This window comes from Thioalkalivibrio sp. XN279, from assembly GCF_011089885.1.
Taxonomy (GTDB): Bacteria; Pseudomonadota; Gammaproteobacteria; order Steroidobacterales; family XN24; genus XN24.
The window spans coordinates 141712-162456 of the sequence record NZ_JAANBD010000029.1 but is presented as its reverse complement, the minus strand read 5'-3'; the positions used below and the strand labels follow the sequence as shown (position 1 = coordinate 162456).

Below are 20745 nucleotides of genomic sequence, written 5' to 3'. Positions count from 1 at the left end.
GTTTAAGGATGCGCGGCTAGCCTTGCGCCGACTGGTTTCATGCGGAGCAAACATGGCTGCTACAGCAAATCTGTTGGCGCGTCGCGCCGTCGCGACGCTGGCGATGCGCCACGCCGTAGTCGGTACGCCGGGGCGAGCAAACATGGAGCGGTTCATCGCCGCGACTTTCGGTGCCCGCTACGGCGCGACGATCTGCAGCTTCGCGCCTAACCTCGTGGCGCTGGAGCGCCACGGCGAGATCTACGCTGCGGCGGGCTGGCGCTGTGCCGGCGACGAGCTGCTCTTCCTCGAGACTTACCTGGACGATCCCATCGAGGCGCTGCTCGCGCACGCGACGGGCCAGGCCGTGGCGCGGCATGGCATCGCGGAGGTCGGGCACCTGTCGTCGGCCCGGCGCGGCGGCACCGTGGACGTCATCGCCGGGTTGAGTCGGAACCTGGCACGGCTCGGCTTCGAGTGGGTCGTGTTCACCGCGACCGCCGAACTCATTTCCATTTTCAACCGGCTGTCGTTGCCGCTGCTCGCGCTGGCGCCCGCCGACCCGGCGCGGCTGGGGGATGCCGCCTGTGACTGGGGCACTTACTACGACACCCGGCCGGTGGTGGTGGCAGGACCGATTCGGCTTGCGTTGCATAGATCGAACGGCCTTGGCTGAGTCCGCCGTGCTGCAAGCCCTCGAGACCAGGGCGCCGGATTCGGTGGTACTGGTCGGGCGCGAGCGGTCGTGGACCGCGACCGAGGTCCTCGCCGAGGCCCACGGGCTCGCCGGGCGCCTGGCGCCCGGTCGCGTGGTCGGGGTGCTGGCCGACAACGGCCCAGCCTGGGTGGTCGCCGATCTCGCCTGCCAGGTGGCCGGCGCCGTTCACCTGCCCTTGCCCGAGTTTTTCAACACCGGGCAGCTGCGCCATGTGCTTGAGCAGTCGGGCGCGGACACCGTCATCACTGCTCATCCCGAGCGCATCGGCGCCATCGATCTCGGCTTCAGCGTCGTCGGGCGCTGGCAGGGGCTGCACTGGATGCGCCGGGTGACGGATCCCGTGGTCCTGCCCCAGGGGACGGCAAAGATATCGTTCACCTCCGGCAGCACGGGGACGCCCAAGGGCGTCTGCCTCGGCCTGGCCGGCCTGCACGACACGGCCGCGGCGCTGTGCGAGCGGCTGGGGGCGCTGCCGCTGCAGCGCCACCTGGCAGTGTTGCCTCTTGCCCTGCTGCTGGAGAACGTTGCCGGCGTCTATGCGCCGATCCTGCGGGGCATGCAGGTGCACCTGCTGCCGCAATCTGACATGGGCTGGCAGGGCATGTCGGGTTTCGATCCCGCCCGCCTGGCTGCCGCGATCGAGCGGGAGCGGGCGGACAGCGTGGTGCTGGTGCCGGAGTTGCTCAAGGCCTGGGTGATGTTTGTTGGTGCTGCCGCCGGCACGGCGCGCCACCAGCCGGCTTTCGTCGCCGTCGGCGGCGCGCGCGTGGCGCCGGAGTTGCTTGCCGCCGCGCGGGCCGCCGGGATCCCGGCTTGCCAGGGCTACGGCCTGACCGAGGCAGGTTCCGTGGTCGCGCTCAACATCCCGGGCGACGACGGCGAGGGCGTCGGCCGGCCACTGCCCCACCTGGACTGCCGGGTCGAGGCGGGCGAGCTGCATGTCCGGGCGTGCGCTTTCCTGGGTTACGTGGGCGTTGCAGCGGGGGCGGACGGCCCCGGCGGCGACTGGTTCCCGACCGGGGACCTGGCAAGATTCGATGCGCACGGCCACCTGCATCTCGACGGCCGTTGCAAGAACCTGCTGATCACTTCCTACGGCCGCAACATCTCGCCGGAATGGGTCGAGTCTGCGCTGCTTGCGGCGCCGGCCATCCTGCAGGCTGTCGTCTGCGGCGACGGCGAGGCCCGGCTCGCGGCCATCGTCGTGCCTCGGCCAGGTGCCGCCGCCGCCGAGGTGCGCCTTGCCGTGCAACGCGTGAACCGGGCGCTGCCCGAGTACGCGCGCATCGGGCGCCTGGTCCTGAGCGAGCCGTTCCACCCTGCCAACGGCCTCGCCACCGGCAACGGCCGGCCGCGGCGGGCGCACATTCTGGAAAAACATTCGGCTGCCCTGGCGGCAGCCCATCACGATCACGAGGTATCGCACCATGTCGTTTTATGAGGCGCTGAAGTCCTCGACCGAGGAGGCGCGCGCCTACCTCTTGTCCGCACCGGTCATCGCCGATTGCCTGCAGGGCCGGGTGTCGCACCAGGATTACCTGGCCTTCCTCGGCCAGGCCTACCACCACGTGCGGCACACCACGCCGCTGTTGATGACCCTCGGCGGCCGCCTGCCGGAGCGCCTCGCGTGGCTGCGTCCCGCCGTGGCCGAGTACATCGAGGAAGAGATCGGCCACGACGAGTGGATACTCAACGACATCGCGGCCGCGGGCGGCGATGCGGACGCGGTCCGTCACAGCCGGCCCGAGCTGCCGGCGGAGCTGATGGTGGCCTACGCTTACGATCTCATCCAGCGCGGCAACCCGGCCGCCTTCTTCGGCATGGTGTTCGTGCTGGAGGGCACCAGTGCCGACTTCGCGCTGGCGGCCGCGGAGCAGATCCAGCAGGCGCTCGGCCTGCCCAACAAGGCCTTCTCCTACCTGCGCTCCCACGGCACGCTCGACCAGGAGCACACCCAGCACCTGGCGGCGTTGCTGGAGCAGATGGAGCCCGAAGACCAGGCCGACGTGGTGCGGGCCGCGCGCATTTTCTTCCATCTCTACGGCAACATCTTTCGGGCTCTCTCCGGCGGGAGCACGGCATGCAACTGAAGGGCGCGCGTATCGTGCTCACCGGCGCGAGCGGCGGTCTCGGCCAGGCGCTCGGCGAAAGACTGGCGGCCAAGGGCGCGACACTGCTGCTCACCGGCCGGAATCTCGAGCGCCTCGAGGCGGTCACCGTGCAGGCCGGACCCGGGCATCGCTGCATGCAGGCCGACATCAGCACCCCGGACGGCATCACCGCGGTAGCCGGGGCGGCGCGCGATTTCGGCGCCAACATCCTGGTCAACAACGCCGGCATCGGCGGCTTCGGCCTGTTGCAAGACCAGGGCGCGGCCGGCGTGGAGCAGATCCTCGCCATCAACCTGGTCGCACCGATCCAGCTGACACGCGCGATGCTGCCAGGCCTGCTGGCCCAGCCGGAGGGCGCGGTGGTAAACATCGGGTCCGCCTTCGGCAGCATTCCCTTCGCAGGGTTTGCCGCCTATTCCGCGGCCAAGGCGGGCCTGCACAGCTTCTCCGAAGCCTTGCGCCGGGAGCTCGCGGACACCGGCGTTCACGTGCTGCACGTGTCCCCGCGCGCCATCGAGACGCCTCTGAACGCCCCCGCCGTGGTGGCGCTGAACGCGCAGCTCGGCAATGCCAGCGACAGCGCGGACCGGGTCGCCGCCGAGGTCGTCCGGCTGCTGGAGCACGACGCGCGCCGCGCCGTGCTCGGCTGGCCGGAGCGATTCTTCGCCTGGTTGCACGGCGTGGCGCCGGGCCTCGTCGATCGCGGGCTGCGCCGCAAGCTGCCTGCCATCAAGCGCCACGCCGCGGCGGCGCCTTCCATCACTGAACACTGAGGAGAGATCCCATGCGGAAAACCCTGCTTTCAGCCTTCCTGCTCGGCTTATTGGCGTGCACCCAGGTCGTGGCGTCGCCGGATGAAGACCTGGTGCGGCCGCTGCAACAGCGCTGGGCCGAGATCAAGTACACGTTGCCCGAGCAGGAGCAGGCGGCGCAGTATCACGCCCTCGCGGAGAGCGCGCACCAGCTCAGCGCGGCCCACCCGAACAACGCGGCCGTGCTGATCTGGGAGGGCATCATTCTTTCCAGCGAGGCCGGCGCCAGCGGCGGCCTGGGCGCGCTGTCCAAGGCCAAGGAAGCCCGTCGCCTGCTGGAGGAGAGCCTGAAGCTGGACGAGGCCGCCCTGCAGGGGTCGGCCTACACCAGCCTGGGGACGCTCTACGCCAAGGTCCCGCGCTGGCCGGTCGGGTTCGGCAGTCGCGAGAAGGCGGAGGAGATGTTCCAGAAGGCGCTGGCCATCAACCCCGACGGGATTGATCCGAACTTTTTTTACGGCGAGTATCTGCTCGACCATAAAAATCTGACGGAGGCGCGACGGTATCTGGAAGCGGCGCTCGAAGCGCCGCCCCGGGACGGCCGGGCCCTGGCCGACGAGGGTCGCCGGCGCGAAGCCCAGGTCCTGCTGAGCCAGGTCGGAGCCGCAAGCAATTAATTGAAGATCCTGCTGGTCGAGGATGATGAGCTTCTCGGGGACGGCATCCGGGCCGGCCTGATGCTGGCGTCGTTCGCCGTGGACTGGGTGCGTCGCGGCGACCTCGCCCTGGCGGCGCTGGCGGACCATGACTACGACGCCTGCGTGCTCGACCTCGGACTGCCGGGCAAGGACGGGATCGCCGTGCTGCAGCAGCTGCGGCGCAGCGACAACCCGCTGCCGGTGCTGGTGCTGACGGCGCGCGGTCGCCGCGAGGACAAGATCCGCGGGCTGGACAGCGGCGCGGACGACTACATGACCAAGCCCTTCGATCTCGAGGAGCTGCTGGCCCGGTTGCGGGCATTGCTCAGGCGGTCGTCCGGCATGACTTCCCCGGTGATCCGCCACGGCGCTATCGAGCTCGATCCCGTCAGCCGGCGCGTGCACCGCGCCGGCGAGGAAGTCCATTTGTCCGGCCGGGAATACGCCGTGCTGCTGGACTTCCTCACGCACCCGCAGCACATTCGCAGTCGCAGCCAGCTCGAGGACAGCCTGTATGCCTGGGGCGAGGGCGCCGGCAGCAACACCATCGAGGTTTACATCCATCACCTCAGGAAAAAGCTCGGGCCGGGCATCATCGTGACCCACCGCGGCCGCGGCTATCGCCTCGGCGAGCCTGGGCAATGACGCCCGCAACCCGCGCTGAGCGCTCGCCGTCGCTGCGCCGGCGACTGATGATTGCGGTCTACATCAGCGTGCTCCTGCTCTGGCTGCTGACCGGCTGGCTGAGCTACACGCGGGCGCAGCACGAGGCCGAGGAGTTGATGGACGGTCACCTCGCCCAGACCGCCCACCTCTTGCTGGCCATCGTCCACGACAACGAGAAGCACATCGAGAACCTCGCGCAGCGACTGGCCAGCGTGCGCGGCTCGCCGGGCAACGTCTACGAACCCGCGCTGGACTTCCAGGTCGGACTGGCGGACGGCACGCTGCTGGCGCGGTCGCCCGATGCGCCCCGACTGCCGATCCGCGGCGCCGCCGGCTACAGCGACATCCTGCGCGGCGAGGAGTCGTGGCGGCTGCTGAACCTCAGCTCGGAAGACGGTCGTTACCGCGTGCAGGTGTCCCAGGCCATCGGCCTGCGCGACCGTGCCGCGCTCGAGGTGGCCGGCCAGGTGATCCTGCCCCTTGCCCTGGTGCTGCCGGCGCTGTTGCTGTTCATCTACGTGTCCATCCGGCGTGGGCTGCGCCCGCTGGACACGCTCGCGCAGGCAGTTTCCGCGCGCACTCCCGACAACCTGGGCCCGCTGGTCGACGTCACCGTACCCGCAGAGGTGCGGCCGCTGGTGGCCGAACTGAACACCCTGTTCGACCGCGTGGCGCAGGCGCTCGAGAGCGAACGCCGCTTCACGGCCGATGCGGCGCACGAGCTGCGCACGCCCCTGGCGGCGCTCAAGGTGCAGGCGCAGGTCGCGATGCTGAGCAGCCAGGCACCGATGCGCCAGAAGGCGCTGCAACAGATTCTTGGCGGTGTGGACCGCGCCGACCGCCTGGTAGAGCAGCTGCTGCGCCTGGCGCGTCTCGACCCGCAACAGCAGCTCGAACATGCGCAGCCGGTCGACCTGGCGCCGATGATCCGCGAGGTGGTCGCCCTGGCGGCGACGAGCCATGCGGCCGCGGACGGCACGGTGCAGCTCGACCTGCCCGCCGCAGGCTGCACGGTGCGTGGCGATGCCGAGCTGCTCGGCATCGCCGTGCGCAACCTGGTGGACAACGCACTGCGCTACGCCGGCGAGCACGGCGCGGTCCGGGTCGTCGTCGAGCCGACCGAGGGCCGGTTCGACCTCTGGGTCTACGACAGCGGTCCAGGCGTGCCGCAGACCGAGCTGGCCGGCCTGGGGCAAAGGTTCTTTCGCGGTCGCAGTCATCTCGAGGAGGGCAGCGGCCTGGGTCTTGCCATCGTGCAACGTGTCGCGGAACTGCACGGCGCCCAGCTGCGGCTTGCCAACCGCCCGGAGGGCGGCTTCAAGGCCGGTATAGTTGGCCTGCCGTCATGAACACTGCAACCACACCATTGCGCTTCGACGAGTTCCGGTTCGACCCCGCCGACGGACGGCTGGAGCACCTGCCGTCGAGCCGGGCAGTGACGCTGCGGCCGCAGGCGGCGCGCCTGTTGCTGGCCCTGCTGGCGTCGGCCGGCAACGTGGTTGAGCGCGAGACCCTCTACCGGGCGGTGTGGGATGCCGGCACGGTGGTGGACTTCGAGGCCGGCCTGGCTGCGCTGATGCGCGAACTGCGCCAGGCGCTGCACGACCTCGGCGGCAGGGCCGTCCTGCTGGAGACCATCCCGCGGCGCGGCTACCGCCTGCGGGTCCAGGTGTCGTCCGGCTCCGACGCGGCCGCGCGCCTGCGGGCGGGTGATGCCGAGCGGACACGGTGGCTGCCATGGGCGCTGGTGGTGCTGGCCGGGGTCCTCGTGCTGGGCGTGGCATGGTGGCTGCGTGCGCCGGGGCCGGAGCGCATGGAAAGCGAGGCGGCCGCAATGGATGTCTCCCGGACGCTGGCGGTGCTGCCGTTCCAGTCCTACGAGGAGGGCGGAGCCACGTCGCGCCTCGAACTGCTGCTCGCCGACGCCCTGCTCGCGGAGCTGTGGCGTGCCGAGCTCGCGGACGTCGTGCTCATCGGCCGGGCCACGCTGCTGCCCTATGCCGGGCGCGAGGACGTGGCCGGCGCCGTGGCGCGGGACCTCGGCGTCGGGTTGCTCATCGAGGGCAGCGTGACCCGGGATGCCGCCGGCTGGCGGGTGACGGCGCGCCTGCTCGACATGCCCGCGGGACAGGTCCTGTGGTCGGATACGGAGACGGCGCCCCCGGGGGGGGGGTTGCCCGTGCAAGCGGTGGTGGAGCGGCTCGTTGCGAGCCTTGGAGCGGCCTGGCCCGGCCTGCTGCGCTGAACTCTAACTCGCTGTTTCAGCAAGATTTCAGGAAAATTCCAGGGAAATCTCAGGTCGCTGCCATGGCGACGACCCGGGCGCTGCGTCACGGTAGCGTCGTGCGCTGTATGCCAGCGCCCCATCGAGAGGAGACCGACCATGAACAGACGCCTGACTGCTATTGCCTTGTCCGCCTTGCTGGCGCTCGTGGCGCCGCTGTCGGCTTGGGCCAGTGGGGTGCCAACCACGAACCCGGGGCCGCACGCCGCGCAGATCACCGGCTCGCCGCCGCTGCGTAACCAGGACATCTTCGAAGTGCGCTTCATCGAGATCAACGGCAACAACATCGTGCCGCGCGAGTTTCTCTGGCTGGAGCCGGGGACTTACCGCATCCGGGTGACGATCCTGGCGGATCACACGCGGCCGCCGCAGCGCCGGTTCGGGCCGCCGAGCGAGGACCCGGAGCACAACGTCATCGAGCTCGAGCTCGAGGCGGGCAAGACGTACCACATCCGCGGCCGGTTCAACCGGGACAACCCGGAGCAGCCCTACAGCGTCATCCTGCACAAGGTGGAATGACCCGGGGTCCCCTCACGGTCCCGGCGTGTCCGGCTCTCCCGAGACCAGGTAGACGGTGCGTGCCGCGCTGGCGCGATCCGATGGCAGTCGAGCGCCCGCGGCAGTAGCCGAAACAAAAGCCCGGCGAAATCATGCGAAGCGAGCATGCCGCCTGGCTTCCGGGCGACTTCAACGCGCGTATCCGGGCGAAACACCCGGATATTCGGGGTGGCCCGAAGCCGGGTGCGTGTTGCAGGGTATCCGTCACCGGGTTGCGGCATGGATGCGGCCCGGAACCACAAGCAAGACGACATGGAGGTCGAACATGAAACATGGCATTTGGAAAGCATGGGTCCTGCTGGGCATGCTGGCGTGCGCACCGATCGCGAGCGCGGACACCGAGGAGGACCCCGTTCCGGAGGACGTGGCGACGGGTTGTCGGGTCGTGGCCGAAGGGCTCTCGTTCATCACCGGCTACCTTGTCGGCAAGGAATTCGGTGACTTCGGCAAGGCGCTGAGCGTGCACCTGGCGACGAAATTCGGGCCGGACGCGGTCAACAAGCGCTGCAAGGACTACTACCGGTCGCTCGAGGAAGAGAAAGAAAATTTTGATTACAACCGCTTCGTGGACACGGTATGTAACGGCAACCCCCTGGCTTGCCCGAACGGCTGGAATGCGCTGAGCCACCTCCCCGGCACGCCGCGTGACTGCTACATGTACACGGTCTGCAACCTCTCGCTCGCGGTGGCATCGGACAACAGCCTGTCCGTCAAGGACATGCTGAATGCCGGCGCTTTCATCGACCTGTCCCACCGCCGCGGTTACTGGGATTACGACAATTTCGGCTATCTTGTCGGCGTATCCGGTACCAAGTCGCTCGGCGATCTCGAGATCTACTGAGCGCAGCAAAGCTCGACCGGTTGCCTCGACAGGCCCGGGCCCGGCGTGCCATGCGAACGGTGGTGCGCCGGGCCCGCGGCAGCGGGTAGAGACAGGGAGGATCGTGATGGAGTCCGAATTGCAGCGCTGGATGTTCTTCGCCTTCATGTTCGTCATGACCGCCTTGCGTGCCAGCCCGGCCTGGGGAGAACGCAGGGGCATGGAAATCGTGCGGCATGTGCTGTTTTTCTACGCCGGTTTTTTCGTCGTGATTTACGGCCTGGCGCGCATCTTCGAGCCGCAGACGCTGGTGGCGGCGGGCGCGACGCGCGACGCGTTCCTGTGGTGGACCGCGGCTGCCGCGACAGCGGGCGTGTTCGGCGGATCGCTGTTCGGCCAGTGGGTGCGGCGCATCACGGCCGGATGGAATCCGGACTCCGGCGAGGTGCGCTACCGTCTAGCCGAGCGCGGAACCGCCGAACCGAGGCCCGCGAAACAGGACGTTGACACGGCCGACTGAGTCGATCCCCCTGCAGCATGCGGTGAGCCGCTCGGCCACCACGCGCGCCCGTTCAGGGTCCCGGGCGACGGCCTCGGGCAGGGTGAGTTCTACCTCGATGCGCCCGGCGAGGTAGTGCAGCACGACCTCCGGCGCATTTTCCAGGCCTGCACCTTCCCAGCAGGGCCGCAAGCACTCGATCACTTCTGCGCGCCCCGGCAGGTGGCTGCTCGGCGCGCGCTCCTGGTCGTCCTCGGGATCGATGTGCACCAGGATGTCGCCGAGGTCGTCCTGCACTGCGCGCAGGGCGCGGCACACCGCCTCGCTGATGCGGTGTCCCTCCGACACGCTGATGCGCGGAGGCACCAGGACGTGGATGTCCGCCAGCAGCATGCCGCCCATGCGGCGCGTGCGCAGGTCATGCGCATCACGCACGCCTTCGGTGTTGCGCGCCGCCTCGAGCATGACCCGCTGTTCTTCCGGGCCGACGCCGGTGTCGATGAGTTCGAAGGCGCTGTCCCAGATCATCTTCAGGCCCATGCGGCCGATGAGCAGCGCCACCAGCACTGCGGCCACGGCGTCCATGAAACGCAGGCCGGCGAGGGTGGCGCCGACGCCGATGATCACCACGATGGACGACACCACGTCGGAACGGTGATGCCAGGCGTTGGCCTCCAGCAGGGTGGAACGGATGCGGCGCGCGGCGCGCATGGTGTAGTGGTAGAGCAGCTCCTTGGAGACGATGGCCGCGGCGGCGAGGGCCAGCGCCAGCGGCGTGGGACTGAGCAAGGCGTCGGGCGACATCATGCGGCGCACCGCGTCCAGCACGATCCCGAGCGCGACCGCTGCCAGGATCAGCCCGACGCCCACCGTGGCCAGCGTCTCGATACGCCCGTGGCCGTAGGGGTGCAGGGCGTCGGCTGCAGCGTTCGCCTTGCGCGCGGCGAACAGCACCAGGATGTCGCTGGACAGGTCGGACAGGGTATGCGCGCCGTCGGCAACGAGCCCCTGCGAGTGCGTGATCACGCCACCGACCAGCTGCGTCAGCGCCAGCAACAGGTTCGTTACGGCGCCGACCAGCGTCACGCGGCGCATGACGAAGTAACGCTGTTCGCTCGGGCGGCCTGCCGGCATGGGATGTGAATCTCCGGGCTGCAGCCGGTGAGGTAGTGACGGAAGTCTAGGCGCTGGGCGCCGTGATTTCGAGCGGCGGCGCGACGTCTCACTCCCGGCTGTGTAACAGGGAAGCGGCATCCTTTGTGTAGAATCGGGCGCTGGCCAGGGCCACGGCAAGTCGAGAGGTGTTGGGGTGACAACGCACAGGCAGTTCCGCAGGCGGCGGTGGTCGTCCGGCGCGTTAGTCGCGGCGGGTGTTCTGCTGGCGGCGGCACCGGCGCAGGCGCGCACGCTGGGGGAGGTGGAGTTCGAGCCCTGCGTGCTGACCAGCGCGGGCCTGCCGCGTCCCACCGAGGCGCAGTGCGCTAGCGTGACCGTGCCCGAGAACCCCGCTGACCCGGGCGGCCGCAAGATCGACCTGGCGCTGGCCTGGATCCCGGTGGAGGGCGAAGCCGAGCCAGACCCCGTGTTCATGATCGCCGGCGGCCCGGGGCAGTCGGCGCGTGAGGCTTTCCCCGCCGTGGCGTCCGCCTTCGGCGACATCAACCGCAGCCGGCACATCATGCTGCTGGACCAGCGCGGCACGGGCGGCTCGAACCTGCTTGCCTGCCCGCTGGACGAAGAGGAGATGGTGCTGGAGCTGGAGGGATTCGAGCTGGAGCAGCTGCGCGAATTCACCCAGGGCTGCATCGACACGCTGCAGGAGAAGGCGGACCTGCGTTTCTACGGCACCCGCGAGGCGGTGTTCGACCTGGAGTTCGTGCGCCGGGCCATCGGCGCCGCGCAGGTCAACCTCGTCGGCGTCTCCTACGGCACGCGCGTGGCGCAGCAATATGCCAAGGATCATCCCGACCGGGTGCGCAGCATCATCCTGGACAGCGTGGTGCCGCCCGGGCTGCCGCTGGGCTCGGAACATGCGCGCAACCTCGAAGACGCGCTGGCGGTGCACTTCCAGCGCTGTCGCGAGACACCTGCCTGCGTGGAGGCGCTGGGCGATCCTGGCGCGCGGCTTGATGAACTCGCCGCGCGCTTGCGCGCCGGCGGGCTGGAGCCGGTGCGGTACCGCGACCCGACCAGCGGCGAGTGGCGCGAGGAAGTCCCCAGCTTCGGCCATCTTGCGGCCATCCTGCGCATGTACGCCTATTCCCCGCTGACCGCTTCCGTCCTGCCCCTGGTGGTCCAGCGTGCGGACGAGGGCGATTACGCGGGCATGCTGGCCATGGCACGGATGATGTTCCGTAACCTCGGCGGCCAGCTCGCCATGGGCATGCACAACTCGGTGGTGTGTCCCGAGGACGCGGACGATCTCGAGGTCCGGCCGGAGGACGAGGGCTCGGTGCTGGGGACCCAGATCATCGAGTTCATGGTGGCGCAGTGCGAGCTGTGGCCGCGCGGCGAGCGGCCGGAGGACTTCCGTGATCCCCTGGCCGGGGACATCCCGGTCCTGCTGGTGTCCGGCGAGTACGACCCGGTGACGCCGCCGCGCTACGGCGACGAGGTGGCGGCGGCGCTCGGCAATGCGCGCCACCTGGTGCTGCCGGGCCAGGGCCACAGCCTCATGACCACCGGCTGCATGCCCAAGCTGGCGGCGCAGTTCCTCGAGTCGGGCGATCCGGCCGGGCTGGACGCAACGTGTCTCGAGCGCCTCGCGGCGCCGCCGCCGTTTTCGGGCATGCACGGCTGGGAACCATGAGCGAGGCGTGGCGACATGATCAAGGTTGAAAACCTGCACAAGACCTTCAAAGCCAAGACCGGGCCGGTGCGCGCCGTGGACGGCGTCAGCTTCGAGGCGCGCGACGGCCAGATCACGGGCTTGCTGGGCCCCAACGGCGCCGGCAAGACCACCACCCTGCGCATGCTCTACACGCTCATGCGCCCGGAGCGCGGCCGGGTCATGGTGGACGGCTTCGACGTGCTCAAGGACGCGGCGCGGGTGCGGCGCGCGCTCGGTGTGCTGCCGGACGCGCGCGGCGTCTACAAGCGCCTCACCGCGCGCGAGAACATCGCCTACTTCGGGCGCCTGCACGGACTGGAGGCGGGCGTGATTTCGCAGCGCACCGAGCGGCTGGTGCAGGCCCTGGGCATGGAAGACTTCATCGACCGCCAGGCCGAGGGCTTCTCGCAGGGCCAGCGCACCAAGACCGCTATCGCACGCGCCCTGGTGCACGACCCGAAGAACGTCATCCTCGATGAGCCGACCAACGGCCTGGACGTGATGACCACCCGCAGCCTGCGCGAGTTCCTCAAGACGCTGAAGGCGCAGGGCCGCTGCGTGATCCTCTCCAGCCACATCATGCAGGAGGTCGGCCTGTTGTGTGACCACATCGTGATCATCGCCAAGGGCAAGGTCACGGCACAGGGCAGCGCCGAGGAACTGCGGCGCATCAGCGGCGAGGAGAACCTCGAGGACGCCTTCGTCAAGCTCATCGGCACGGAAGAGGGGCTGGCGGCATGAGCACCGTGTGGGCGGTGATGCGCAAGGAACTGCTGGACCTGTTCCGCGACCGGCGCACCGTGATGCTGGGCCTGTTCATGGCCCCGCTGCTGTTCCCGGCCATGATCCTCGGCATCGGCACGCTGGCGGAGCAACGCGCCCGCACCCAGCTGGAGAGCACGCTGGAGCTGCCGGTGATCGGCGCCGAGCACGCGCCGAACCTCATCGCCCACCTGGAGACGCGCAACATCGAGGTGATCGAGCCGCCGCAGGACCCGGAAGCGGCAATCCGGGCGCAGGAGTACGAGGTGATCCTGAGTATTCCCGCCGCGTTCCCGGAGCAGTGGCGCGAGAGCCGGCCGGCGCTGGTGGAGATCATGTACGACAGCTCGCGCCAGGACTCGCGCATCCCGGTCGGGCGCGTGGAGTCCACGCTGCGCGGCTACAGCCGCCAGGTCGCGACCATGCGCCTGATGGTGCGCGGCGTCGACCCGGCGTTGGGCGAAGCGGTGGTCTCGGGGCGGCGCGACCTGTCCACGCCCGAGGCGCGCCGCGGCATGGCGCTGGCCTTCCTGCCGTACCTGCTGATCCTGAGCGCCTTCCTCGGCGGCGCGTACCTGGTCATCGACGTCACCGCCGGCGAGCGCGAGCGCCAGTCGCTGGAACCGCTGCTCGCCACGCCCGCGAGCCGCGAGGCCATCATGAGCGGCAAGATCGCCGCCGCCTGCGCTTTCGGCATGCTCAGCCTGCTGCTGATCCTGTTGAGCTTCAAGCTGAGTTTCCAGTTCGCCGGCTCCGGGCCGTTCAAGGGCGTGGACGTGTCGTTTCTCGCCATGGCCAAGCTGCTGGCCATCCTGGCGCCGATGGTGCTGATCGGCACCACGCTGCTGACCCTGATCGCCGCCAGCGTGAAGTCGGTGAAGGAGGCGCAGAGCTACATGAGCGTGCTCATGCTGCTGCCCATCATTCCCACGGTGGTGCTGCTCATCAGCCCGGTGAAGAACCAGCTGTGGATGTTCGCCGTGCCCTTCCTGGCGCAGAACCAGGCGATCCTGATGGTGCTGCGCGCCGAGGCGCTGTCGGCGCTGGAATGGCTGGTGTACGCCGGCGCGGGCCTGGGGCTGGGCTTGCTGCTCTGGATCATCGCGGCGCGGCTGTACCATCGCGAGAAACTGGCCATCAGCGCCTGAGCACGGATGTTGACCTTCATCCTCATAGTGATCGCGGCGCTCCTGCTCTGGGGCGTGCTGATCTACAACCGGCTGGTGCGCGATCGCAACCGCGTGCGCTCGGCCTGGAGCGACATCGACGTGCAGCTGACGCGACGCCACGACCTCGTGCCGCGCCTGGTCGAGGCGGTGAAGGCCTATGCGGAGTACGAGCGTGCCACGCTGAGCGCGGTCACCGAGCTGCGCGCGCGCGCCGAGGCGGCCGGCAGCCTGCGCGACAAGGCGCGGCTGGAGGACGAGATGGAGGCCGGCCTGCACCGGCTCATCGCCCTGGCCGAGGCCTACCCGACGCTCAAGGCAGACGGCAATTTCCTGCAGCTGCAGCGCGACCTGGTGGAGACCGAGGATCACCTGCAGTACGCGCGGCGCTATTACAACGGCGCCGTGCGCATCTACAACACCCGCATCGAGTCCTTCCCCGACATGGTGCCCGCGCGCATGTTCGCATTCCGGCCGGCGGAGTTCTTCGCCGTGGACGAGGCGGAAGTGCGCGCTGCCCCGCGCGTGGAGCTCGGCTGAGATGATGCGGCGCCTGCTCTGCGCCGCCATGCTGCTTGCCGCCGTCGCGGCGCAGGCGGAGGAACGCATCCTCGAGTACCGCAGCGAGATCGAGGTGCACGCCGACGCCGGCATGACGGTGAGCGAGACCATCGTGGTGCAGGCCGCGGGCAACATGATCCGGCGCGGCATTTTCCGCGACTTCCCGACCGATTACCGCGACCGCTACGGCAACCGCTACCGCGTCGGTTTCGAGGTGCTCGAGGTGCGTCGCAACGGCAACCCGGAACCCTGGCATACCGAGCGACGCAGCAACGGCGTGCGGGTCTACGCCGGCAGCGCCGACCGCATGCTCGAGCCCGGCCGGCACGAGTACCTGCTGCGTTATCGCACCGACCGCCAGCTCGGTTACTTCGCGGAGCATGACGAGCTGTACTGGAACGTGACGGGCAACGGCTGGGACCTGCCCATCGACTCGGCCGTGGCCGTGGTGCGCCTGCCGGCGTCGGTGCCGCCAGGCGGCATCACCCTGGACGCCTACACCGGGCGGCAGGGCAGCACGGAGCAGGCTTATGCCGCGGACGTCGACGGCAACACGGCACAGTTCGCCGCCACCCGCCCGCTGGGGCCGCGCGAGGGCCTGACCGTCGTGGTCGCCTGGCCCAAGGGCCACGTGCACGAGCCCGGCCGGCTGGAGCGGCTCGAGCACACCCTGGCCGACAACCGGGGGCTGCTGGTGGCGGGGCTGGGGCTGTTGTTCGTGCTGGGGTACATGGCATGGGCCTGGCGGCGTTTCGGCGTCGATCCGCCGCGCGGCGTGATCTTCCCGCACTACGAGCCGCCGGGCAGCTACTCGCCTGCTTCGGCGCGGTTCATCATGCGCATGGGCTACGACAACCGGGCGTTCGTCGCCGCGGTCGTCAACCTTGCCGTGAAGGGCCAGCTGGAGATCGAGGAAGACGACGGCGCTTACACCCTGCGCCGTACCGGCTCTGCGCAGCCGCTCGCGGCGGGCGAGAAGGCGTTGCTCGCGGCCCTGTTCGCCAGGGAGTCTGCGGTCGTGCTGGAGAACGAGAACCACAAGGTCCTTGCACGGGCCAAGCATGCGCACCAGAAGGCGCTGCAACGGGACTACGAGAAAATCTATTTCCTCACCAACGGGATTTTCCTGCTGCCCTCCATCGTGGCGACTCTGGCGCTGGCGCTCGCCGTCAGCCTGCTCGACGCCTGGCGGCCCCTGGTGGTGGTGCTGTTCGGCCTCATGGCGGCGGCCCACATCCTGTTCTACTGGCTGCTGCGCGCACCCACCGAGCGCGGACGCCGCTTGATGGACAAGCTGGAGGGTTTCAAGAGCTATCTCGAGGTGGCGGAAAAGGACGAGCTCAACCTGCGCAATCCGCCCGAGAAAACGCCTGAGCTGTTCGAGCGCTACCTGCCGTTCGCGCTGGCGCTGGGGGTGGAACAGGCCTGGGCGGAGAAGTTCGCCGGTGTATTCGCGCGCCTGGAAGCATCGGGCAGCACAAGCTATCGCCCCGCCTGGTACCACGGGCACTTCAACCCGCATGCCATCGGCAGCTTCACCTCGGGCGTGGGCGCCTCGCTCACCTCGGCCATCTCTTCCGCCTCCACGCCGCCGGGCTCGTCTTCCGGCGGCGGTGGCGGCGGGTTCTCAGGCGGCGGTGGCGGCGGGGGCGGCGGCGGCGGCTGGTAGTCAGCCCCAGCCGATCTCGTCCAGGTAGTCGTCGTCGAGCCCGAAATAGTGCGCCAGTTCGTGCAGCACCGTGCGCCGGATCTCCTCGCGCAGCGCCTCGCCTTCCAGCGCCAGGGCCAGGTGCGGCTGGCGGAAGATCCACACCGTGTCCGGCATCACGTCGACGTAGTCCAGGTCGCGCTCGGGCAACGCGATGCCGTCGTACAGCCCCAGCAGCCCCTCGTCCTCCGGGTCCTGCTCGGCCGTGGGCCACTCCTCGACCACCACGCGCAGGTTGTGGATGCGCTCGAGCGCCCACTCCGGCAGGCTCTCCAGCACCTCGTCCACCACGCGCTCGAACTCGTCACGCCGCATGCGGCAAGCGTACCAGCAGCCGAGGGACTGGACTAACGGGGCAAGTTGAAGGAAAGTCTCGGCATGGCGCAGAAGCGAGCACTCGTCGTCGACGACTCCAAGGCTGCACGGGTAGCGCTCAAGCGCATGCTCGAGCGTTACGACCTGGAAGTGGAATTCGCCGAGTCCGGCGAGCAGGCCATCGACTTCCTGCGCAGCCAGGTGGTCGACGTGATCTTCATGGATCACAGCATGCCGGGCATGGACGGCTTCGAGGCGGTCTCGGCGATCAAGGCGGACCCGCGTACCGCCCTGATCCCGGTGATGATGTACACCGCCAAGGAAGGGGAGGTGTATGTCGGCCAGGCCCGGGCGCTCGGCGCCGTAGGCGTGCTGCCCAAGGACGTCCAGCCGGGCCTCCTGTTCGAGATGCTGCTCAAGCTGGGACTGGTCAAGGATCGCCGCGCCGCGCTGCGCCGGCGTAGCGCCGAGACGGAAGAAAAGGCCGCGGCCGAGCGCGAGGAAGAAACCGAGCGCGCGCTGGAACGCCAGGCCATGGGCGCCTCCATCCAGGCGCTCATCAGCCGCACGCTGCAGGACCAGCATCTCGAGTTACGCACCGACATCCTGGCCAGCAACCGCGACTTCGCGCGCCGTGTCGCCGAGGAGATCTGGGGCCGCCAGAAGGCCGAGGCCGAGCTCGCGCGCCAGGCGACGCCGCCGGAGCGGCAGACGGGCTGGGGCGTGGTGGCCACGCTGCTGGTCCTCGCCGTAGTGCCGATGGCGCTGTTGTTCCTGTTGTTCAGCGCGGCGGCCGAACAGCGCGACGCGGCGCTGGCGGACAATGCGCAGCTGCGCTCGACTGTCGCGCAGCAGGCCGAGACGCTGGACACGCTGCAGTTCGAGCAGGAACGCGGCGTGGGTCCCGGCCAGGGCGAGCTGGAGGGCCGTTACCAGGCCCTCATCGCCGGGATGGAGTGGGCGGCCAACGAGGACAACCGCTTCGGCTTCGCCGAGTTACCTTTCGACGACGCCCGCGTGGAACAGCTCGCGGAGTTGCTGGCGCGGCTCGCCGGCGTCGGCTTCGACGGCGCGGTCCGGCTCGAGGCCCACCTGGGCGAGTTCTGCATGACCGTGGACGAGGCCGGCGGTTATCGCCTCGCCGACCCGGCGATCCCGGTAGGTGAATGCGACCTGATCGGCAACCCGCTGGCCGAGAACTCGGGACAGGGCAACGGCCAGTCCGAGGCCTTCACGCAGTTCCTCGCCAACGCGCCCATGCTGAGTCGCACCGGCATCGACCTCACCGTGCTCATACACGGCAGCCGGGACTCCGAGCGCCGCTATACCTTCCCGCCGGACGTGAGCACGGCGGGGGAGTGGAACCGGATCGCCGCGCTCAACAACCGCGTCGAGCTCAGCCTGCTGCCGCGGCGCTGAGCGACGGCGGCATCCTCGCCGGCGCTGGGGCGACAAAGTGGCGTGAACGCACAGGCAGGCATGGCGGAGACTGCGCATGGCGGCGACGCCGCGCTGGTGTTGCACGACGTGTGCGCCGGTCCGTTGCGCAACGTGTCCCTGCGCGTGGCGCCGGGCGAAGTGGTGTGCATTTCCGGGGAGTCGGGGTCGGGCAAGACGCGACTGCTGCGCGCCATCGCGGACCTCGAGCCGCACCAGGGCGAAGTGTCGCTGGGCGGTGAGCGGCGCGAGTCGATGGCGGCGCACTGCTGGCGCAGGTGGGTGATGCTGGTGCCGGCCGAGAGCAGCTGGTGGGGCGATACCGTCGCCGCGCATTTCCTGGATGCGGTGCCCGGCAGCCTCGAGGCTTTCGGCTTCGACGCGGCTGTGCTCGGCTGGCAGGTGAGCCGGCTGTCCTCGGGCGAGAAGCAGCGCCTGGCGGTGTTGCGCGCGCTGTCGCACGAGCCGCGTGCGCTGTTGCTGGACGAGCCTACCGCGAACCTGGATCCGGACCTGACGCGCCGGGTCGAGGCATGGCTGCGGGACTACTGCAGGCGCGAAGCCGTCCCGGTGATCTGGGTCGCGCACGACCGGGAGCAGATCGCCGGCGTCGCCGATCGCCACTTCGCGATCCGTGGCGAACACCTCGTGGAGCAACCATGCAACAGGAGCTGATCGACCTCGCCTGGTGGCAGCTGGCCATCGGCGCGGCACTGGTCCTCGCCCTGGCGGCCGTCACCTGGTACGGGCGCCTCGGTCTCAGCCGCGAACTGCTGGTCGCGGCGACACGCATGGTCATCCAGCTCGCGCTCATCGGGCTGGTGCTCGAGGCCCTGTTCTCCGTGGCGGCATTTCACTGGGTGGCGCTGATGGCGGTGGTGATGCTGCTGCTGGCCGGGCGCGAAGTCATGTCGCGCCAGAAGCGGCGCATGACCGGCGGCTGGGCCTTCGCCATCGGCACGGTCTCGATGTTCATCTCGGCCTTCGCCGTGACCGTCTTCGCCCTGCTCGCCATCATCGGGCCCCAGCCCTGGTACGCGCCGCAGTACGCCATCCCGCTGCTCGGCATGCTGCTGGGCAACACCATGACCGGCGTGGCGCTCGGCATGGACCGCCTCACCGACAGCGCCTGGCGCCAGCGCCAGGTGATCGAGGGGCGGCTGATGCTCGGCATGAACTGGAGCGAAGCCATCGCCGACCTGCGGCGCGACGCCATGCGCAGCGGCATGATCCCCATCATCAACGGCATGGCCGCGGCCGGCGTGGTGAGCCTGCCGGGCATGATGACCGGCCAGATCCTCGCCGGCAGCCCCCCGGCGCTGGCCGTGAAGTACCAGGTGCTGGTGTTCTTCATGATCGCGGTCGGCACCGGCTTCGGCACCGTGGCCGCGGTGATGGCGGCGAGCCGCCGGCTGTTCGACGAGCGCCAGCGCCTGCGGCTGGACCGCATCGGCGCATCGCCGGGCGGCTGATCCTGCCCGCGGGGCTTCGGCAAGGCCCGTTACGGGTCCCCCTCGCTTGGAAATCTTTATGCCGCTCGAGGGACCCGTAACGGACCTTGCCTCGAGTTCCGGGCCTGCTCATCCCGTCGCGGACCGACCGGTCCCGCGCCAGCCGACACCGCTGTGAGCCGACACCGTCGCGAACCGATCGGCCAGCCCGGCAACCGGGCGTTTGAGCGCGCAAGACGGTCGAGGCCGAAGCAGGGTGGTCGGGGCAGGGCATGGCCCGTCGAGCGGCATAAGAATTCCAAGCGAGACGGGCCATGCCCTGGCCCGGCCGCCCGGCCGCGCGGCCACCCAAGCCGTCGTCAGGACGTCGGGATGACGACCGAGGTCGCGACGATGGAGTACTCCTCGCGCGGCCCCTGCACCTTGCTCGGGTCCTCGCCGGCATCCTGGGCGAAATGCTGCGCCTGGGCTTCGGAGAGCGTCTTGCGGTTGAAGGTGCCGACGATGGTCACGTCCTTGCCGCCGGAGTCGGTGGGGACGAAAAAGCTGTAGTCGACGAAGGTGATCCGGGCGGTGGCTTCGCCGTCGTGGGCGACGAAGAAACAACCTTTCTTCTGGCAGACCTTGGCGACCTTGGCGGTGGCATGCACTTCCTGGCCCGCGTACTGGTCGCTGGCGGCAATGATCTCGCCCAGGCGGACCGGTTCGCCGGCTTCACCTACCGGGGCGCCAAACACCTCGTAGCCCGCACCGACCTCGACGGGTTCGGACAGGCGGATGACATTCTCGGCCGTCGCGGGCGCGGCCGCGGACAGGGCGAGAACAGCGAGCAGGGCGGCGGCGGAAAACTTCATGACGATACCTCTTGGCATGTTGCGGTCCGAAGCATTTTCGGACCCGCGGGCTGGCGTTTGGTTCCGCAGCATATCAAGGCCGGGCGGCCTCAAGCCATGGTCCTCGCGCGCGTGCTGCGCGGCGCCAGGGCGGCGAAGGCCGCGCCCCCGGCCAGCCCCGCCAGGCCCAGCGCGGCGATGCCCCAGGCTGAACGCGTGGCGCCGATGGGCGTAACCGGCAGCAGGCCGTTCATCAGCAGCACGGCCGCCACCAGCGCGGCGGCGCCGGCCAGCGGATACAGCAACGCGCGCCACTCCGGGCGGCGCCAGGACAACAGCGCGGCCACCACGAACCCCGGTACGAAGCCGGCGGCGCCCACCAGTCCGAACATGGGCGCGAAACCCGCCAGGTCGTGCAGGGTCGTTTGCAGGCGCGCACCCAACGGGACGGAGGCGCCGAGCGCGGCGATGGCGGCGAGGTTGAACTGGGTCTGGATGATGCTGCCGAGCGCCGCCGTGACGACCGCGGCGACCAGCCATGCCAGCAGCAGGCGCAGGAACTTCATCGGGGATCGCGACTCCATGCGGATGGCCGGG

Annotated in this window: 23 protein-coding genes; 19 read left to right on the top strand and 4 right to left on the bottom strand. The window is 69.5% G+C overall.

Annotation, left to right across the window (positions count from 1 at the left end; translation table 11 throughout):
* Positions 1 to 52: 52 nt before the first annotated feature.
* The 11 genes from G8346_RS13605 (at position 53) to G8346_RS13555 (ending at position 9106) form a co-directional block, all read left to right on the top strand.
* Positions 53 to 655 (top strand): thermostable hemolysin, encoded by a 603-nt coding sequence (locus tag G8346_RS13605; RefSeq protein ID WP_166052237.1) that lies wholly within the window; start codon positions 53 to 55, stop codon positions 653 to 655.
* The gene (locus G8346_RS13600; RefSeq protein ID WP_206202775.1) at positions 648 to 2138 is read left to right on the top strand and encodes an AMP-binding protein; all 1491 of its coding nucleotides are present in this window, start codon (positions 648 to 650) and stop codon (positions 2136 to 2138) included. The genes G8346_RS13605 and G8346_RS13600 overlap by 8 nt, the downstream gene beginning before the upstream one ends.
* Positions 2125 to 2787, top strand: a complete 663-nt coding sequence (locus tag G8346_RS13595) for a TenA family transcriptional regulator (protein WP_166052233.1) — start codon at positions 2125 to 2127, stop codon at positions 2785 to 2787. Before G8346_RS13600 ends, G8346_RS13595 begins: the two co-directional genes overlap by 14 nt.
* Entirely contained in the window at positions 2778 to 3581 is an 804-nt protein-coding gene (locus G8346_RS13590) for an SDR family oxidoreductase (RefSeq protein WP_166052231.1), read from the top strand. Before G8346_RS13595 ends, G8346_RS13590 begins: the two co-directional genes overlap by 10 nt.
* Before the next feature lie 11 nt (positions 3582 to 3592).
* Positions 3593 to 4237 carry a TRAP transporter TatT component family protein gene (locus G8346_RS13585; RefSeq protein ID WP_166052229.1) on the top strand — a complete coding sequence of 215 codons (645 nt, stop codon included), beginning with the start codon at positions 3593 to 3595 and terminating at the stop codon, positions 4235 to 4237.
* Positions 4238 to 4903: a response regulator transcription factor gene (locus G8346_RS13580; RefSeq protein WP_166052226.1), complete on the top strand. Its 666-nt coding sequence runs from the start codon at positions 4238 to 4240 to the stop codon at positions 4901 to 4903.
* Positions 4900 to 6273, top strand: coding sequence for an ATP-binding protein (locus tag G8346_RS13575; RefSeq protein WP_206202774.1), 1374 nt, complete (start codon positions 4900 to 4902; stop codon positions 6271 to 6273). The genes G8346_RS13580 and G8346_RS13575 overlap by 4 nt, the downstream gene beginning before the upstream one ends.
* Positions 6270 to 7169, top strand: coding sequence for a winged helix-turn-helix domain-containing protein (locus G8346_RS13570; RefSeq protein ID WP_166052224.1), 900 nt, complete (start codon positions 6270 to 6272; stop codon positions 7167 to 7169). The genes G8346_RS13575 and G8346_RS13570 overlap by 4 nt, the downstream gene beginning before the upstream one ends.
* Before the next feature lie 138 nt (positions 7170 to 7307).
* A complete protein-coding gene (locus G8346_RS13565) occupies positions 7308 to 7727 on the top strand; it encodes a hypothetical protein (protein WP_166052222.1) in 420 nt (139 codons plus the stop codon).
* Positions 7728 to 8031: 304 nt separating this feature from the next.
* Positions 8032 to 8607 carry a hypothetical protein gene (locus G8346_RS13560; protein ID WP_166052220.1) on the top strand — a complete coding sequence of 192 codons (576 nt, stop codon included), beginning with the start codon at positions 8032 to 8034 and terminating at the stop codon, positions 8605 to 8607.
* Positions 8608 to 8713: 106 nt separating this feature from the next.
* Positions 8714 to 9106 carry a hypothetical protein gene (locus G8346_RS13555; RefSeq protein WP_166052218.1) on the top strand — a complete coding sequence of 131 codons (393 nt, stop codon included), beginning with the start codon at positions 8714 to 8716 and terminating at the stop codon, positions 9104 to 9106.
* Here the strand turns inward: G8346_RS13555 and G8346_RS13550 are convergent.
* Positions 9044 to 10219 (bottom strand): cation diffusion facilitator family transporter, encoded by a 1176-nt coding sequence (locus G8346_RS13550; RefSeq protein WP_166052216.1) that lies wholly within the window; start codon positions 10217 to 10219, stop codon positions 9044 to 9046. The genes G8346_RS13555 and G8346_RS13550 overlap by 63 nt on opposite strands.
* Before the next feature lie 175 nt (positions 10220 to 10394).
* Between G8346_RS13550 and G8346_RS13545 the strand changes: the two genes are divergently transcribed.
* The 5 genes from G8346_RS13545 to G8346_RS13525 are packed head-to-tail and all read left to right on the top strand — an operon-like array spanning position 10395 to position 16073.
* Positions 10395 to 11894 carry an alpha/beta hydrolase gene (locus tag G8346_RS13545; RefSeq protein WP_166052213.1) on the top strand — a complete coding sequence of 500 codons (1500 nt, stop codon included), beginning with the start codon at positions 10395 to 10397 and terminating at the stop codon, positions 11892 to 11894.
* Between the two features lie 15 nt (positions 11895 to 11909).
* Positions 11910 to 12656, top strand: coding sequence for an ATP-binding cassette domain-containing protein (locus G8346_RS13540; RefSeq protein ID WP_166052211.1), 747 nt, complete (start codon positions 11910 to 11912; stop codon positions 12654 to 12656).
* Positions 12653 to 13825: an ABC transporter permease gene (locus tag G8346_RS13535; RefSeq protein ID WP_166052209.1), complete on the top strand. Its 1173-nt coding sequence runs from the start codon at positions 12653 to 12655 to the stop codon at positions 13823 to 13825. Before G8346_RS13540 ends, G8346_RS13535 begins: the two co-directional genes overlap by 4 nt.
* Positions 13826 to 13831: 6 nt before the next feature.
* Entirely contained in the window at positions 13832 to 14383 is a 552-nt protein-coding gene (locus G8346_RS13530) for a LemA family protein (RefSeq protein WP_166052207.1), read from the top strand.
* 1 nt (position 14384) lies between these two features.
* The gene (locus tag G8346_RS13525; protein ID WP_166052205.1) at positions 14385 to 16073 is read left to right on the top strand and encodes a DUF2207 domain-containing protein; all 1689 of its coding nucleotides are present in this window, start codon (positions 14385 to 14387) and stop codon (positions 16071 to 16073) included.
* On the opposite strand, the gene G8346_RS13520 is transcribed toward G8346_RS13525, so the two are convergent.
* Positions 16074 to 16427, bottom strand: coding sequence for a metallopeptidase family protein (locus G8346_RS13520; protein WP_166052203.1), 354 nt, complete (start codon positions 16425 to 16427; stop codon positions 16074 to 16076).
* A 63-nt stretch (positions 16428 to 16490) separates the two neighbouring features.
* Here G8346_RS13520 and G8346_RS13515 point away from each other — a divergent pair, with 63 nt between their 5' ends.
* From G8346_RS13515 to fetB, 3 genes are read left to right on the top strand one after another with little or no spacing between them, the layout of a single operon-like run.
* Complete coding sequence (locus tag G8346_RS13515; protein ID WP_166052201.1) at positions 16491 to 17846, top strand: response regulator; 1356 nt, start codon at positions 16491 to 16493, stop codon at positions 17844 to 17846.
* A gap of 42 nt (positions 17847 to 17888) precedes the next feature.
* Positions 17889 to 18539 carry an ATP-binding cassette domain-containing protein gene (locus G8346_RS13510; protein WP_370520656.1) on the top strand — a complete coding sequence of 217 codons (651 nt, stop codon included), beginning with the start codon at positions 17889 to 17891 and terminating at the stop codon, positions 18537 to 18539.
* Positions 18524 to 19336 carry an iron export ABC transporter permease subunit FetB gene (fetB, locus tag G8346_RS13505; protein WP_166052199.1) on the top strand — a complete coding sequence of 271 codons (813 nt, stop codon included), beginning with the start codon at positions 18524 to 18526 and terminating at the stop codon, positions 19334 to 19336. Before G8346_RS13510 ends, fetB begins: the two co-directional genes overlap by 16 nt.
* Positions 19337 to 19674: 338 nt before the next feature.
* Here fetB and G8346_RS13500 read toward each other — a convergent pair whose 3' ends face one another.
* Both G8346_RS13500 and G8346_RS13495 read right to left on the bottom strand, forming a co-directional pair.
* Positions 19675 to 20169, bottom strand: coding sequence for a DUF4920 domain-containing protein (locus tag G8346_RS13500; RefSeq protein ID WP_166052196.1), 495 nt, complete (start codon positions 20167 to 20169; stop codon positions 19675 to 19677).
* A gap of 89 nt (positions 20170 to 20258) precedes the next feature.
* On the bottom strand, positions 20259 to 20714 hold the full coding sequence (locus G8346_RS13495) for a hypothetical protein (protein ID WP_166052194.1): 456 nt from the start codon (positions 20712 to 20714) through the stop codon (positions 20259 to 20261).
* Positions 20715 to 20745 lie beyond the last annotated feature (31 nt).